12 protein-coding genes are annotated in these 12,573 nt (G+C 71.1%); 7 read left to right on the top strand and 5 right to left on the bottom strand.

All coding sequences use genetic code 11. The features are described 5' to 3' along the window. Positions 1–277 precede the first annotated feature (277 nt). The 4 genes from MWM45_RS15975 to MWM45_RS15960 all read left to right on the top strand — a co-directional run bounded on the left by MWM45_RS15975 (position 278) and on the right by MWM45_RS15960 (position 5,176). A complete protein-coding gene (locus tag MWM45_RS15975) occupies positions 278–1,276 on the top strand; it encodes an MBL fold metallo-hydrolase (protein ID WP_247827289.1) in 999 nt (332 codons plus the stop codon). 63 nt (positions 1,277–1,339) lie between these two features. Next, the gene (locus tag MWM45_RS15970; RefSeq protein WP_043442092.1) at positions 1,340–1,813 is read left to right on the top strand and encodes a MarR family winged helix-turn-helix transcriptional regulator; all 474 of its coding nucleotides are present in this window, start codon (positions 1,340–1,342) and stop codon (positions 1,811–1,813) included. 131 nt (positions 1,814–1,944) lie between these two features. Further along, the gene (gene malQ / locus MWM45_RS15965; protein ID WP_247827288.1) at positions 1,945–4,125 is read left to right on the top strand and encodes a 4-alpha-glucanotransferase; all 2,181 of its coding nucleotides are present in this window, start codon (positions 1,945–1,947) and stop codon (positions 4,123–4,125) included. A 55-nt stretch (positions 4,126–4,180) separates the two neighbouring features. Next, entirely contained in the window at positions 4,181–5,176 is a 996-nt protein-coding gene (locus MWM45_RS15960) for an NAD(P)/FAD-dependent oxidoreductase (RefSeq protein ID WP_247827287.1), read from the top strand. A 67-nt stretch (positions 5,177–5,243) separates the two neighbouring features. Here the strand turns inward: MWM45_RS15960 and MWM45_RS15955 are convergent, their stop codons facing one another. Then, positions 5,244–5,609, bottom strand: a complete 366-nt coding sequence (locus tag MWM45_RS15955; RefSeq protein WP_247827286.1) for a YtxH domain-containing protein — start codon at positions 5,607–5,609, stop codon at positions 5,244–5,246. A gap of 182 nt (positions 5,610–5,791) precedes the next feature. Between MWM45_RS15955 and MWM45_RS15950 the strand changes: the two genes are divergently transcribed. Then, entirely contained in the window at positions 5,792–6,598 is an 807-nt protein-coding gene (locus MWM45_RS15950) for a DNA-formamidopyrimidine glycosylase family protein (protein ID WP_247827285.1), read from the top strand. A gap of 31 nt (positions 6,599–6,629) precedes the next feature. Here MWM45_RS15950 and MWM45_RS15945 read toward each other — a convergent pair whose 3' ends face one another. Next, the gene (locus MWM45_RS15945) at positions 6,630–7,865 is read right to left on the bottom strand and encodes a glycoside hydrolase family 26 protein (protein ID WP_247827284.1); all 1,236 of its coding nucleotides are present in this window, start codon (positions 7,863–7,865) and stop codon (positions 6,630–6,632) included. Between the two features lie 368 nt (positions 7,866–8,233). On the opposite strand from MWM45_RS15945, the gene MWM45_RS15940 reads away from it, so the two are divergent. Beyond that, a complete protein-coding gene (locus tag MWM45_RS15940) occupies positions 8,234–8,905 on the top strand; it encodes a peroxiredoxin-like family protein (RefSeq protein WP_247827283.1) in 672 nt (223 codons plus the stop codon). A gap of 31 nt (positions 8,906–8,936) precedes the next feature. On the opposite strand, the gene MWM45_RS15935 is transcribed toward MWM45_RS15940, so the two are convergent. Beyond that, positions 8,937–9,194, bottom strand: coding sequence for a hypothetical protein (locus MWM45_RS15935; RefSeq protein WP_247827282.1), 258 nt, complete (start codon positions 9,192–9,194; stop codon positions 8,937–8,939). Positions 9,195–9,270: 76 nt separating this feature from the next. After that, positions 9,271–10,941 carry a GAF domain-containing sensor histidine kinase gene (locus MWM45_RS15930; RefSeq protein ID WP_247827281.1) on the bottom strand — a complete coding sequence of 557 codons (1,671 nt, stop codon included), beginning with the start codon at positions 10,939–10,941 and terminating at the stop codon, positions 9,271–9,273. Between the two features lie 605 nt (positions 10,942–11,546). On the opposite strand from MWM45_RS15930, the gene MWM45_RS15925 reads away from it, so the two are divergent. Continuing rightward, positions 11,547–11,684: an ANTAR domain-containing protein gene (locus tag MWM45_RS15925; RefSeq protein ID WP_247827280.1), complete on the top strand. Its 138-nt coding sequence runs from the start codon at positions 11,547–11,549 to the stop codon at positions 11,682–11,684. Positions 11,685–11,748: 64 nt separating this feature from the next. On the opposite strand, the gene MWM45_RS15920 is transcribed toward MWM45_RS15925, so the two are convergent. Continuing rightward, positions 11,749–12,504, bottom strand: a complete 756-nt coding sequence (locus tag MWM45_RS15920; RefSeq protein WP_247827279.1) for an ANTAR domain-containing protein — start codon at positions 12,502–12,504, stop codon at positions 11,749–11,751. Positions 12,505–12,573: the final 69 nt, after the last annotated feature.

Below are 12,573 nucleotides of genomic sequence, written 5' to 3'. Positions count from 1 at the left end.
CGGCTGATGATCCATCAGCCGGCTCGGGCCTCGTCCTGGTTGACCCATCGACCAGCCCCACGGCCTTGGTGAACGGGGTGGCAGTAGCCCGTCCCCGCGGCTGAGGAGCCTGCTGACCACCGCTGCGTAGTGGTCCCCTTCCGTTGCGATGGTGCCCCTCCGGCGCCGCACCATCGGACCAGAGGTGGTCCCACCAGGGGTGGGACCACCAATACCGAACGGGGCGTCGACGATCCTGTTCCGGGTCTACGGTGGGAGGAGACCATCGGGAGGGCACATGCACAACACCAGCACGCAGCACCTCGCGGCCTCCGATCGCGGGGAGCTCCCGCCGCTGGAGCAGGTGCGCGACGACGTCTGGTCCCTCGCGCAGCCCATGCCGGGCGGGCACCTCGCCTACTCCTTGACGTACCTGCTGCGCGGTGCGGACGGCGGCGTCCACGTCATCGACCCCGGCTGGGACTCCGACGCGAACTGGGACCGGCTGGCATCGGCGCTGGTGGCGGTCGCGCCGGACGGGGCCGTCACCGGGATCACCGGGACGCACCTGCACCCCGACCACGTGGGCATGGCCGCCCGCCTCCGGCGGGCCTCGGGTGCACCCCTGGCGATGCACGGTGCGGAGCGTGCCGCCCTCGAGCGCCACGACACCCGCCTGCTCGACCCCGACGAGGTGACCGCGCGCCTCGACGGGTGGGACGTCCCGCAGGAGCGCCGGGACGAGCTCTCCCGCTTCGTGGACCGCTCGCCCGACGGGCTCGTGCTGGCCGTGGACCGCACCCTGTCCGACGGCGACGTCCTGCCCGTCCCCGGCTTCCGGACGGTCGTGATGGGTACGCCGGGCCACACGGCCGGCCACATCTGCCTGCGCGACGACGACCGCGGGCTCCTCTTCACGGGCGACCACGTGCTGCCCACCGTGTTCGCGGGGCTGGGACTCGGGGGCACGACGCCGTCGAACCCGTTGGCCGACTACGTGGCGTCCATCGACCGGGTGCGCCGCTACGGACACTACGAGGCCCTTCCGGGGCACGGCCACCGGTTCTCCGGGCTGGGCGGGCGGGCGGACGAGAGCGCCGAGCATCAGCTGAAGCGTGCGCGGGAGGTGGCGGCGGTCCTCGCGGACGTGGAGGAGCCCACCGTCTGGGATCTCGCGTCGCGCCTGACCTGGACCGCGGGCTGGGAGGGGCTGCAGGGTTTCCAGTTGCTGTCCGCGCTTTCCCAGACGGAGATCCACCGGGACTTCGTCAGGACGCAGACGTGGCCCGCGCGCTGAAATCTTCAGGAATGTTCACCGGAAACCCTCCCCGCCCGGGCCGCTCGTCTATACGCTTCGGGAATGGAGACAGCAGCGGGGGCCGGTGACGTCGAATTCGACCGCGCCATCGAGGTGCTCGAGGAGCAGACGAGCGTGCTGTGGCGCCGGGAACGGACCACGTCCCATGCGCTCGCGAAGCACGTGCACCCCGACATGGAGCCGGCCGCCTACGGCATCCTGACGCTCCTGCAGCGGGAGGGGTCCCTCCGGGCGACGGACATCGCCCTCAGCATCGGGGTGGGCAAGCCGTCCGTGAGCCGGCAACTCGCCGGGCTCGAGCGGCTGGGGCTCGTCAACCGCGAGCTCGACCCGCACGACGCCCGTTCCCAGCGCGTGGTCCTCACCCCGCTCGGGCAGCAGCAGCTCGCGGCCGCGCAGAGCGGCCGACGCACGGCTTTCACGGCCCTCATGCGCAGCTGGAGGCCGGAGGACGTGGAGGTGCTCGGCACGCTGATCGCCCGCCTCAACCGCACCTACACGAAGGACACCTGGTAACCCTGCACCCGTCCTCCGCCCCGAATCCGTCACCCGTGGCGGGGTGGGGCCCGGAGTCCCCGACCCCGTCAACTCCGGGCGGGTGGCGGGTGCGGATGCACAGCCTGCTGATGGCCGCCTAGATTGGAGCCATGGCCGACACCACGCAGCACGACGACCCACGCCCACGGACCCCTTCTCCCCTCGCGCAGCTCGCCGAGGCCCACCGGGTGGGGACCACCTTCAAGGGGTGGGACGGTGAACCGGCCGAGGTGGCCCCGGAGACGCTCGTGGCGGTCCTCACGGCGCTCGGGGTCGATGCCTCGTCCGATACCGCCATCGCGCAGGCCCTCGCGGACTCCGCGACCGCCGCATGGCGCTCGGTCCTGCCCCACGTCGTCGTCGTGCGCCGGCGTGACGCCGACCCCGTGCCTCTCCACGTGCCGGCCGGTGCGGAGGTGGACTTCTGGGCCGTGGACGAGAACGGGGTCCGCCACCCGGGGACCGTGGGCGAGCCGGGGGAGGCCCGCACGGTCGACGGCCGGGACCTCGAGCGGAGGGAGGGCACGCTGCCGCACGCCGTCCCGCTGGGCTGGCACACGCTTCACGCCCGCGTGGACGGGCAGGAGAGCACCTGCGCCTTCGTCGTCACGCCCGACCGGCTGAGCACCACGGCCGCGTTGGCCGACCACCGTGGCTGGGGCCTGATGGCCCAGCTGTACTCGGTCCGCTCCGCGGACTCCTGGGGTATCGGCGACCTCGCGGACCTCGGCCGGATCGCGCAGGCGGCCGCGCAGCACCGGGGTGACTTCGTGCTGGTGAACCCCCTGCACGCCGCCGAGCCCGTACCGCCGGTGGAACCCTCGCCCTACCTGCCGACCACCCGCCGGTACTTCCACCCCCTGTACCTGCGCGTCGAGGACATCCCCGAGTACGCGAGCCTCGACACCGCGGCGCGGACGCGCATCGATGCCCTGGCCGCGGGTTTCTCCGCCGTGAACACGGCCACCGACCTGCTCGACCGGGACTCCTCGTACGCCGCGAAGCTGGAGGCCCTCGAGCTGGTCTTCGCCGTCGAACGCCCCGCGGGGCGCCAGCAGGACTTCGACGCCTACCGTGCCCACCAGGGCCGGGGGCTGGCCGACTTCGCGCTGTGGTCGGCGCTCGCCGAGGCGTATCCGCCGGACGCCCCGGAATGGCACGACGTCGGACGCCCCGGCTCGCCCGGAGCCCGGCAGTTCACCGAGCGCCATGCGCCACGGATCGAGTTCCACGCGTGGCTGCAGTGGCTGCTCGACGAGCAGTTGCGGGACGCCCAGCGAGCGGCGACCGATGCAGGGATGTCCATCGGTGTGGTGCATGACCTCGCCGTGGGCGTCCACCCCAGCGGGGCGGATGCATGGGCGCTCCAGGACGTCCTCGCCGCGGGCATCAGCGTCGGCGCGCCACCCGACATGTTCAACCAGCTCGGCCAGGACTGGAGCCAGCCGCCGTGGCACCCGGACCGCCTGGCGGCTTCCGGCTATGTGGCGTTCCGCGACATGCTCCGCAACATCCTGCGGCATGCCGGTGGCATCAGGGTGGACCACATCCTCGGCCTGTTCCGGCTGTGGTGGATCCCACAGGGCGAGGCGCCCGGCGCGGGAGCCTACGTGTACTACGACCACCGGGCGCTGATCGGCATCCTCGCCCTCGAGGCGGAACGGGCCGGCGCGATCGTGGTCGGGGAGGACCTCGGGGTCTTCGAACCCGGAGTGCAGGAGTACCTGGCCGAACGCGGCATCCTCGGCACCTCGATCCTGTGGTTCGAACAGGACGAGGACGGACCCCTTCCCCCCGAGGCCTACCGCAAGGGCTGCCTGACAACGGTGACCGTGCACGACCTCCCGCCCAGCGCAGGGTATCTGGCGGGCGAGCACGTGGCGCTGCGCGAGAGGCTCGGCCTCCTCAGCCGGCCCGTCGAGGAGGAGCAGGCCGAGGACCGCGCCGTGCAGGAGAAGTTCCTCGACCTCCTCCGGGAGCGCCATCTCCTCGCCGACGGCCCTGCCGGCGTCCCGGAGACCGTCGAGGCCCTGCACGCGTTCATCGGGCAGACACCGTCCATCCTGCTGGGCGTGGCGCTCGCCGACGCCGTCGGGGAGCGCCGCACGCAGAACCAGCCGGGCACCAGCGACGAGTACCCCAACTGGCGGATACCTCTCGCCGACGCCGACGGCAGGGCCGTCCTCGTCGAGGACCTTGCTGCGAACGGGCGTTTCTCGTCCCTCGTGGCGTCGCTGGGCCTGACCTCCGATCCCGGGCCGACCGGCCCCGCCGCGCGACCCGCCGGCTGAGCGCAAGGGAAAAGTGCGGCCGCGGTGCGGCCCCGCGGCGTGGTCGGATGGTGGGATGGACAGACCCGGAGTGTATGACGCCGTCGTCGTCGGCGGCGGGATCGCGGGGCTGAGCGCAGCCCTCGTGCTCGGGCGGGCGCGGCGGCGCGTCCTCGTGATCGACGGCGGAACGCCCCGCAACGCACCGGCGGACGCAGCCTTCGGCTTCACGACCCGCGACGGCACCACCCCGGAGCACCTCGTGGCCCTGGGCCGGGCGGAACTGGAACCCTACGGGGTGCGCTTCCTGGACGGCGTCGTGGACGGCGTCCTCGTCGACGGCTCGGATGATCGGACGGGCGTCTGGACCGTGGCGACCACGGACGGCGCGACGGCGCAGGGGCGGCACCTGATCCTCGCCTCGGGCCTCCGGGACGTCCTCCCGGAGGTCCCGGGCGCCCGGGAGACGTGGGGCAGGGGGCTGCTGCAGTGTCCGTACTGCCACGGCTGGGAGGTGAGGGACCAGGCGCTCGGCGTGATCGGCTGCACCGACGCATCGCCCGCGCAGGCTCTCCTGCTGCGGCAGTGGTCGGCGGACGTGACCTACTTCCCGCACCTCCTCGGCCCCGTGCCGGAGGAGGACGCACGCCGCCTCCGAGTCAGGGGCGTCCGGGTGGTGGACGGGACGGTCCGGGAATTCGTTCCGGACGAAGCGCCGGACGGCGGCAGTCCGCGGGCGCTCGTCGCCGTCCGCGTGGACGACGGGTCCGCCGACGGGGAACGGGTGCCGTGCATCGCGGTGTTCTGCGAACCGGGGGCGGACGCGGGTTCCCCGCTGGTCTCCTCGTTGGGCTGCGAGCTGCGCGACGACGGCTGCATCGTCACCGATCGTCTCGGCCGGGCGTCACGGGAGCGGGTCTGGGCGGTCGGCAATGCCGCGGACCCCGCCGCCCACCTCGTCACCGCCGCCGGAGACGCCTACCGGACGGCAGTCGCCGTCAACGCCGTCCTCGTCAGGGAGGACTGCGCGACAGTGCCGGACACCGGGGGAGTGGTCGGCGAGAGCGTCTGACCGTTCCCGGAGGGGACACGGAAGAGGCGGCCCCGGCGTCATGCCGGGGCCGCCTCGTGGAGAGCCGCTACTTCCCGAGATCCTTCCCGAGCTCAGGACGGGTCTCGCTGTCCTGTGCCTGGAACGGGGTGTCCTCGACGTCGCGGGGATTCCCGCCGCTCGGTCCCGTGGTCCCCGTGGTCCCGGCGCCACCCTTCGCCTTGCCGCCCTTACCGGTCTCGCCCTTCTTCAGTGCGCCCTTCAGGGAGTCCTGCACCTCGGGAGCCTTGCTCTTGATGGTGTCGGTGGTCGAGGCGACCGTGTCCTGCACCTTCGGGTTCTCCCACAGCTCCTGCGCCTTGGTCTTGAGCTGCTCGTAGCTCTCCCGGCCGGCCCGCGTCCCGAGGACGTAGCCGACCGCCATGCCTGCTGCGAAAACAAGCTTGTTCTTCATGGTGTTCTCCCTTCGATGGACTGCGTTCCTTCCGAATCTAGACCACGCGGTCGGCTGCGGCGAGAGAAGTTCGCCATGGGCGACATGCTGTATGGGGGCGCCGCGCGGCGGGTCGTGCCGGGGACGAAGCGTCGGTGCCGGGCGCTAGGTTGGCCGCGGCAGCAACAGGACAGGGAGGGCCCATGCCCGAGGGTGACAGCGTGTTCCGGCTCGCCGCCCGTCTGCGGAGATCCCTCGACGGGCGCACGCTCAACCGCGGCGACCTGCGGGTCCCCGCGCACGCCACCACGCCGCTGGACGGCATGCGCATCACCGAGCATGTGACCCACGGCAAGCACCTGCTGACGCGGTTCGACGGCGGGCTGACCCTGCATACGCACCTGCTGATGCAGGGGTCGTGGACGGTCACGGCCCCCGGCAGGGCACTGCCGCGGAAACTCCTGCCGGACGTCCGGGTGATCCTCGCGGTGCAGGACGGCCCCACGGCGTACGGCCTGGACCTGCCCGTCGTCGACCTGCTGCCCACCCGGGCGGAGGGCGACGCCGTGGGTCACCTCGGTCCCGATCCGCTGCGGGACGACTGGTCGATGGACGAGGCGGTGCGCAGGCTGCGCCGCGACCCGGGGGAGCGCGTGGCGGCCGCCCTGCTCGATCAGCGGAACGTCGCCGGGTTCGGGAACCTGTGGGCCAACGAGCTCTGCTTCCTGCGGGGCGTCCACCCCGACACGGCGGTCGCCGACGTCGACCTCCCGGCGCTGGTGGCCCTCGGCGCCCGGTGCCTGCGGTTCTCGGCCACCCAGCCCGGCGCGCACCAGGTCACCACGGGGAACACCCGCCGGGGGGAGAAGCACTGGGTGGCCGGCCGGGCGGGCAGGCCGTGCCTCCGATGCGGCACCACCGTGCGCGTCAGGGCGGAGGTGCCGAACGATCCGGGCCGCCGTCGCAGCTGGTGGTGTCCGCGCTGCCAGTCGTTACCGTCGCCGGGCTGACGAAGACGCCTCATCCCGTGCGGAGCGGCTGTCAGCGTCGCGTGGTGAGGGCGGTCGCGAAGGCGCCGGCGGAGGCGGCGCTGCTGTCGATGCGCCAGTCGGTCTCCTTGGCGATGTGGAACCAGACGAGCGCGACGACGTCCTCCTGCGCTGAGACATACCTGAACAGGTCGGAGATCCACTGGGACTTGGACCCGCCGATCTCGGACGACGCCGTCTCGGCGATCATGATCGGCGTGCCCGGTGCGAGGCGCCGGAGCTGCGCGATCCCGTCGCCGAACAGTGCCTCGGGTCCTTGCCAGGAGGTCCACGCCTGCGACCCACCCCAGTTGTAGCCGTCGAGTGCGACGACGTCGACGTACTCTCCGCCCGGGTACAGCTGGTCCAGGGGCGTGGATCCCCAGTAGGGGACGTTGGGGTTCCAGACCCAGCTGATGTTGGTCGCGCCGGTGGACGTAACGACGTCGTGCACGTGCCGGTAGGCCGCGATGTAGTCGCCCGCGGTGTTGCTGTTGACGCCGGCCGCCCACGGGTACCAGTCCCCGTTCATCTCGTGCGCGAACCGCAGGTACACCGGGTGCCCCCAGCGCCCCAGGGCGGTGCCCCACTCGCGGAGATAGGCGTCGAACTCACCGGCCGCGATGCGGTCGAGGGAGTAGGCAGGCTGCCCGGTGCCGCCGCCCCAGGTCCACGGCTCCCACGTCAGCAGCGTCTCGGCGCCGCGGGCGCGCACGGCATCCAGCTCCGCGATAGGGGCGGGCTGGTTGAAGTCCTTGTAGGACAGCACCAGGGACGGCGCCTCTCCCGCAAGGGCGGCGACGTCGTCGAGCTCTCCGCCGGCCGCGGGCCCGCCGTCGGTGCCGACACCGAACCGGAGGCCCTTCGGGGCGCCCGATGCAGGTGCCGGGTCCAGGACGGTGTAACCGGCGCTCGCGGTGGCGGTACCGGCCGTCGCCGTGATCTCCACCGGGCCGGCCCCCGCCGGCACGATCGACACCGCGAAGGAGCCCTTCGGTGTCGTGGTCAGGGGCACGCTCACGGTCCCTGCCACGACGATCCCCCTCGTCTTCCTGGGGAAGCCGGCACCCGTCACGGTGACGGCGGTGCCGGGTGTTCCGGAGACGGCACCGACCGTGATCGTGGCTGCGGCCTGGGCGGATACCGGCGCCACCCCGACCATCAGGACGGCCAGCGCCGCGACGACCACGACGAGGCGCGCGGCGGCGGTCCGGAGGGCGGAGACTGCGACACGGGGAACGGCAGACATGATCGGCACCTCGCTGGTTCGGTGGCCCGGCTGACCGCGAGGGTCCCTTGGCTGTGCGTCCCGGCTCGCGTCGGGTTCGCCTTCGTCGCCGGGCGGTCGCCCGGACGTGGTGGCCCCTTGCGATGCGGCGGGGCCCAGTCCATCGTCCTCGTGTACCTGCAGCGCCGGGGCCGAAATCCGCCGGGCGGGGGCGAAGGATTCCGGCAGATCTTCCGCAGGGCGCTTCCCCGGCAGCCCCCGGCCGCAGCGGAATCGACCTCCCGACGCCGAGGGGACGCGCCCGTGGCCTTGGGAAATCGTGTGCTCTGCACCACAATTGGAATAGCGACAGGCTCGAGGCTCCCGTCGTGGATGGGCGGAGGGGGAAAATGAAGCAGAAGCAGAAGTTCACGGACACCATCGCGGCGCAGGTGGACGAGTTCACGCCGACGTTCGAGGCGCAGGTCGGTCCGGCGCTCGCGGAGGTCTTCGAGATGGAGCAGGAGGAGCTCCGCCGTGCTGGGCTCCCGGACGGGATCGCCCGCGTGGGGGACAAGCTTCCGGATGTTCTCCTGTACGACGACCAACGGCGACCGGCGACCCTGCGGGAGGTTCTCGGGTCGGCAGCCGCGATCATCGTCTTCTACCGTGGCGCATGGTGCCCCTACTGCAACATCGCCCTGCAGACCTATCAGCGGGAGCTGAGCCCCCTCGCGGAGAGCTTCGGGACGCGACTCATCGCCATCAGTCCGCAGGACCCGGAGATCGCGCAGAAGATGGCGCACGAGTCGGGACTGTATCTGCCGCTCTACTCGGACGCAGGGAACGCACTCGCCTCGCGGCTCGGGATCGTCACAGTGCCCAGCCCCGAGTCCACGCTCGCGCGCATCGCCCTCGGCATCGACGTCGCCGGGTCCAACGCGGACCGGACCCTGATGATCCCGTTCCCCACGGTGATCGTGGCTGATGCGACGGGCACCATCCGCTTCATCGACGTGCACGCGGACTACACGGACCGCACGGAGACCGGTGACATCATCGACGCCCTCGTAGCGCTCTGAGCGGATAGCGGAGCGCCCGCCGCCGGCAGGCTCAGGCTTCCTTCGCCTCGCTGTCGGCGTCGTCCTCGACGGATACCGGGGTGTCGCGGACCAGCTGGCGGCGATCGAGCTCCTCCCGGAGCTCGTGGTGCTGCCCTTCGGTCTCGGCATCCACCCCACCGTCACGGATGTACTGCACATCCCTCGAGCGGTGGTTCCTGCTGTTCAGGATGTCAAGGTCATCCCGATCGATCGATGTCAGATCCTCCGGGAAGAGCCTGTTCGGGTCCAACCTGCTGTTATCACTCACGAAGTGCCTCATTCACATGCCACAAACCCAAGAGCCCCGCTTCTAGAGGCGAGACCGACACTACCGCAATCGTCTCCTACTTCCGGGCTTCCGGTGGTCCGTCCTCCTGGGCGCTCAGGGGCACGATGAGCAGGATGCGCGTTCCGTGGCCGGGGGTGCTCGAGATCGACAGGGTGCCGTCGCAGAGGTCGGCCTGGCGACGCATCTCCGTCAGGCCGGGGCCCGCGGACGGTTCGACGAACCCGGAGCCGTCGTCGATGATTCCCATCTCGAGGCGATCCGGAAGGGCCTGCAGGGTGATCGTGATGGAGTGCGCTGCAGCGTGTCGGAGCGCGTTGGACAGCCCCTCCCGGAGGACCCCGTTGACGTGTTCGGCCACCCCGGGGCCGACAGCGGCGTCGAGGGGGCCCGAGAGGCGCAGCACGGGCTGGAGGGAGAAGTTCTCGGCCCCTGCCGCTACGAGGGCGAAGACGCCGGAGCTGAAGGTCGAGGCGATCCGCGGGACCGAGCGCAGGGAGTAGATGGTGTCGCGCAGCTCCCTGATCGTGGCGTCCAGTTCGGCGGTCACCACGCTGATGCGGTCGAGCGCCCTGCGGTCGGAGAGGTGTTTGCGGAGGACCTGGATGCTCAGGCCCGTCGCGAACAGTCGCTGGATGACCAGGTCGTGGAGATCGCGGGCGATCCGGTCCCGGTCGCCGAACACCGCTTCCTGTTCCCGTTGCCGCTGGGCCCGCAGCAGTTCCAGGGCCAACGAGACGTGGGACGTGAACGTCCGCACCATCTCCCGGTCGACGTCGGTGAACGAGGACTCTGCGCGGCGCCCGAAGAGGAGGTACTGCCGCTCCCCGGACCCCGCGAGCCGCACACACAGGGCCGTCGTCGGAGCAGGAAGCGAGGATCCCGGCATCAGGCGGGCGATCTCCACCGGTGTCAGCACCAGCGGAGGCGACACCGCTGTCAGATCCTCCAGCAGCGCCGGATAGTTCCAGGATGCTCCGGCGAAGGAGGCGGCGTCCTGGCCGTCCGCCGCCGCACAGAGGAGCCCTCGCTGATCGCCGATCTCGCGGAGAACGAGCGCGACGTCGCTGTGCGATGCCCGCAGGGCGTAGTGCGCGACCGATGCGTGATGGCTCCGCACGGGATCGGTCTGGTCGAGGATCTCGCGGACGGCGTCGAGGCCGCCCTCGAGCCACCGGGTCCGGCGGACCGAGTCGTCGAACAGGCGGGAGTTCGCGATCGCGATGGCGGCCGCGGCGGCGAGGGCGACGAGGAGTTCCTCATCGGTGCTGGTGAATCCTCCTCCCCCGCTCTTCTCGGTGAGGTACAGGTTCCCGAAGACCCGGTCCCGGATCCGGATGGGAACTCCGAGGAACGAGCTCATCTCAGGGTGGCGGGGAGGAAAGCCGGCCTCGTGCCGGCGCGGAGGCAGATCCGGCAGGGGCAAGGGAAGGGGGCCGGCGCCCGACGGGTCCGGGACACCGCCGCCCCGAGGCCTCGACGCGGCTTTCCCGGCCTCGTCGCTCCCGAGTTTGACGGTGATGAAAGCGCTGAGCAGCCGATCCGGCCCGATCACTCCCAGTGCCCCGTACCGTGCGTCGACGAGTCTGCAGGCCGAGGACACGACCCTCTCCAGGACGGTGTTCAGGTCGATGTCCTCGGCCATCGCACCGAAGGCTCCGACGAGGGCGCTGATCCCGGCTGATGCTCCGGAGCTCGTGGCCGCCTCATGGCCTGGCGTGTCCTTCATCGTCTCAGGATGCACGACTGAGTGGGTCTGCCGCGCCATGTTTCCTGCCGACGGTCGATGAGGTGGGCCGCGAGCCGGGCATGAACAGGAGTGCAGGGCGCCAGGCCCTGCACTCCTGCAGTCCCCGGTGCCGTTTGCTCGACCCGAGGACTCCTCCCAGTCAAGAGCCAATCCCGGATGGAAGCAACCACCGCTCGCACGGCGTGGTCCTCAGGAAACTGTGGGTCGGGCCGCTCCCTGCCGGCAGCGGACACGGAGGCAACGGCCGCGCGGGTGGTACAGCGGCGGCGACCGGTCGATGATCGTCCAGCGGGGGTAGCGCCTCCCGACGGGCATCCCAGGACGACGAGCACTACTGTGAGCGGCGGAGCTGGCCAGGGTGCTGCAGCAGGAACCGGACTCGGACGCGATCCTGAGCGGGTTCGTGCACGCGGCCATCGACCTGATCCCGGGGGTCGACGAGGGTTCCGTCAGTGTCGTCCTGGGAACGTGGGCCTGCTGGTCGCCTCCCATGCGGCGGTGGCGTTCGCCGAGGCCGAGAAGACCCGGCAGCTCCATGAGGCCGTGGACTCCCGGGACGTGATCGGGCAGGCCAAGGCATCCTGATGGAACGCCACAGGATCACCGGTGAGCAGGCGTTCATCGTGCTGTCCATGGCCAGCCAGCGCACGCACCTGAAGCTCTGGAGCGTCGCCGATCACCTCATCAGCAGCGGCGACCTCCCCGGCAGGAAGGCGCGGTAGCGGAGCCGGGTTCGCTCCGCCCCGCAGAGATCGAACCACCGGCGCACGCCAGGCGTGGTCGCCGTCAGTGGTCGAAGTGGGTTGTCAGCGGTTCTGCCTGTCCCACTGAGGTGAGGATGCCGGCCGCGAGGTCCGATACCTTCACGTTGCGCGTGGAGGATGCCTGGCGGAGGATCGCGAAAGCCTCCTTCTGGCTGCACCTGTTCTGGGCCATGATGGCCCCGACGGCGGTGTCGATCGTGGTGCGGGTCGTCATGGCGGCCTTGAGGTGTTGCGTGTCCTCGCTGAGCCTGGCGATCCGCACGGCGAGTCGGAGGGATCGTGAGGCGTCGCGTGCGAAGCCCTCGGCCACCGCGATGCCCCTGGCGTCGAAGGCGTCCGGGGTGGTGGAGTAGAAATCCAGGCCGGCGCTGGCGCCGTCGTCGAGCCGGATGGGGATGCCGAGGGCGGAGCGCAGGCCATGGGAGGCGATGGCCTGACGGTATTCAGGGAAGCGTTCCTCGGTGAGGAAGTCCCGGACATGCACGGTCTCACCGGTGCGGGCGGCGCGGAGGCAGGGGCCGTCGTCGAACCCGTACTGCACTTCGTCGAGCTCGCGAGCCTTGTCGCTGCTGCTGGCGACCGTGATCATCGATCGCGGGCGCAGGAGCGTGACCCCGCAGAACACCCCACCGTACGCACTGCTGAACGCTTCGGAGGCTATGGTCGCCAGTCCCGTGAGGAAATCCTGGACGTCATCGCTTTCGAGGACCATGTCCTGCAGGAGTGCGGTGACCGGATCGCGATCCGTCTCGCGGGCAAGTTCCTTTTCGTCGGGCATGCGGCTGGCTCCTTGAACGAGGGGGTCTCAGGTCGGCGATCCGGGCCGCAGCGATCTGGACCGTGCCGG

Source organism: Arthrobacter antioxidans, assembly GCF_023100725.1.
GTDB lineage: Bacteria > Actinomycetota > Actinomycetes > Actinomycetales > Micrococcaceae > Arthrobacter_D > Arthrobacter_D antioxidans.
Note: the sequence above shows the minus strand (reverse complement) of the source record. Positions and strands in the feature narration are given on the sequence as shown.

Excerpts from the sequence above, each read along its gene's own strand:
- MWM45_RS15975 (WP_247827289.1), top strand. The coding sequence starts at position 278 with ATGCACAACACCAGCACGCAGCACCTCGCGGCCTCCGATCGCGGGGAG.
- MWM45_RS15970 (WP_043442092.1), top strand. The coding sequence starts at position 1,340 with ATGGAGACAGCAGCGGGGGCCGGTGACGTCGAATTCGACCGCGCCATC.
- malQ (WP_247827288.1), top strand. The coding sequence starts at position 1,945 with ATGGCCGACACCACGCAGCACGACGACCCACGCCCACGGACCCCTTCT.
- MWM45_RS15960 (WP_247827287.1), top strand. The coding sequence starts at position 4,181 with ATGGACAGACCCGGAGTGTATGACGCCGTCGTCGTCGGCGGCGGGATC.
- MWM45_RS15955 (WP_247827286.1), bottom strand. The coding sequence starts at position 5,609 with ATGAAGAACAAGCTTGTTTTCGCAGCAGGCATGGCGGTCGGCTACGTC.
- MWM45_RS15950 (WP_247827285.1), top strand. The coding sequence starts at position 5,792 with ATGCCCGAGGGTGACAGCGTGTTCCGGCTCGCCGCCCGTCTGCGGAGA.
- MWM45_RS15945 (WP_247827284.1), bottom strand. The coding sequence starts at position 7,865 with ATGTCTGCCGTTCCCCGTGTCGCAGTCTCCGCCCTCCGGACCGCCGCC.
- MWM45_RS15940 (WP_247827283.1), top strand. The coding sequence starts at position 8,234 with ATGAAGCAGAAGCAGAAGTTCACGGACACCATCGCGGCGCAGGTGGAC.
- MWM45_RS15930 (WP_247827281.1), bottom strand. The coding sequence starts at position 10,941 with ATGAAGGACACGCCAGGCCATGAGGCGGCCACGAGCTCCGGAGCATCA.
- MWM45_RS15925 (WP_247827280.1), top strand. The coding sequence starts at position 11,547 with ATGGAACGCCACAGGATCACCGGTGAGCAGGCGTTCATCGTGCTGTCC.
- MWM45_RS15920 (WP_247827279.1), bottom strand. The coding sequence starts at position 12,504 with ATGCCCGACGAAAAGGAACTTGCCCGCGAGACGGATCGCGATCCGGTC.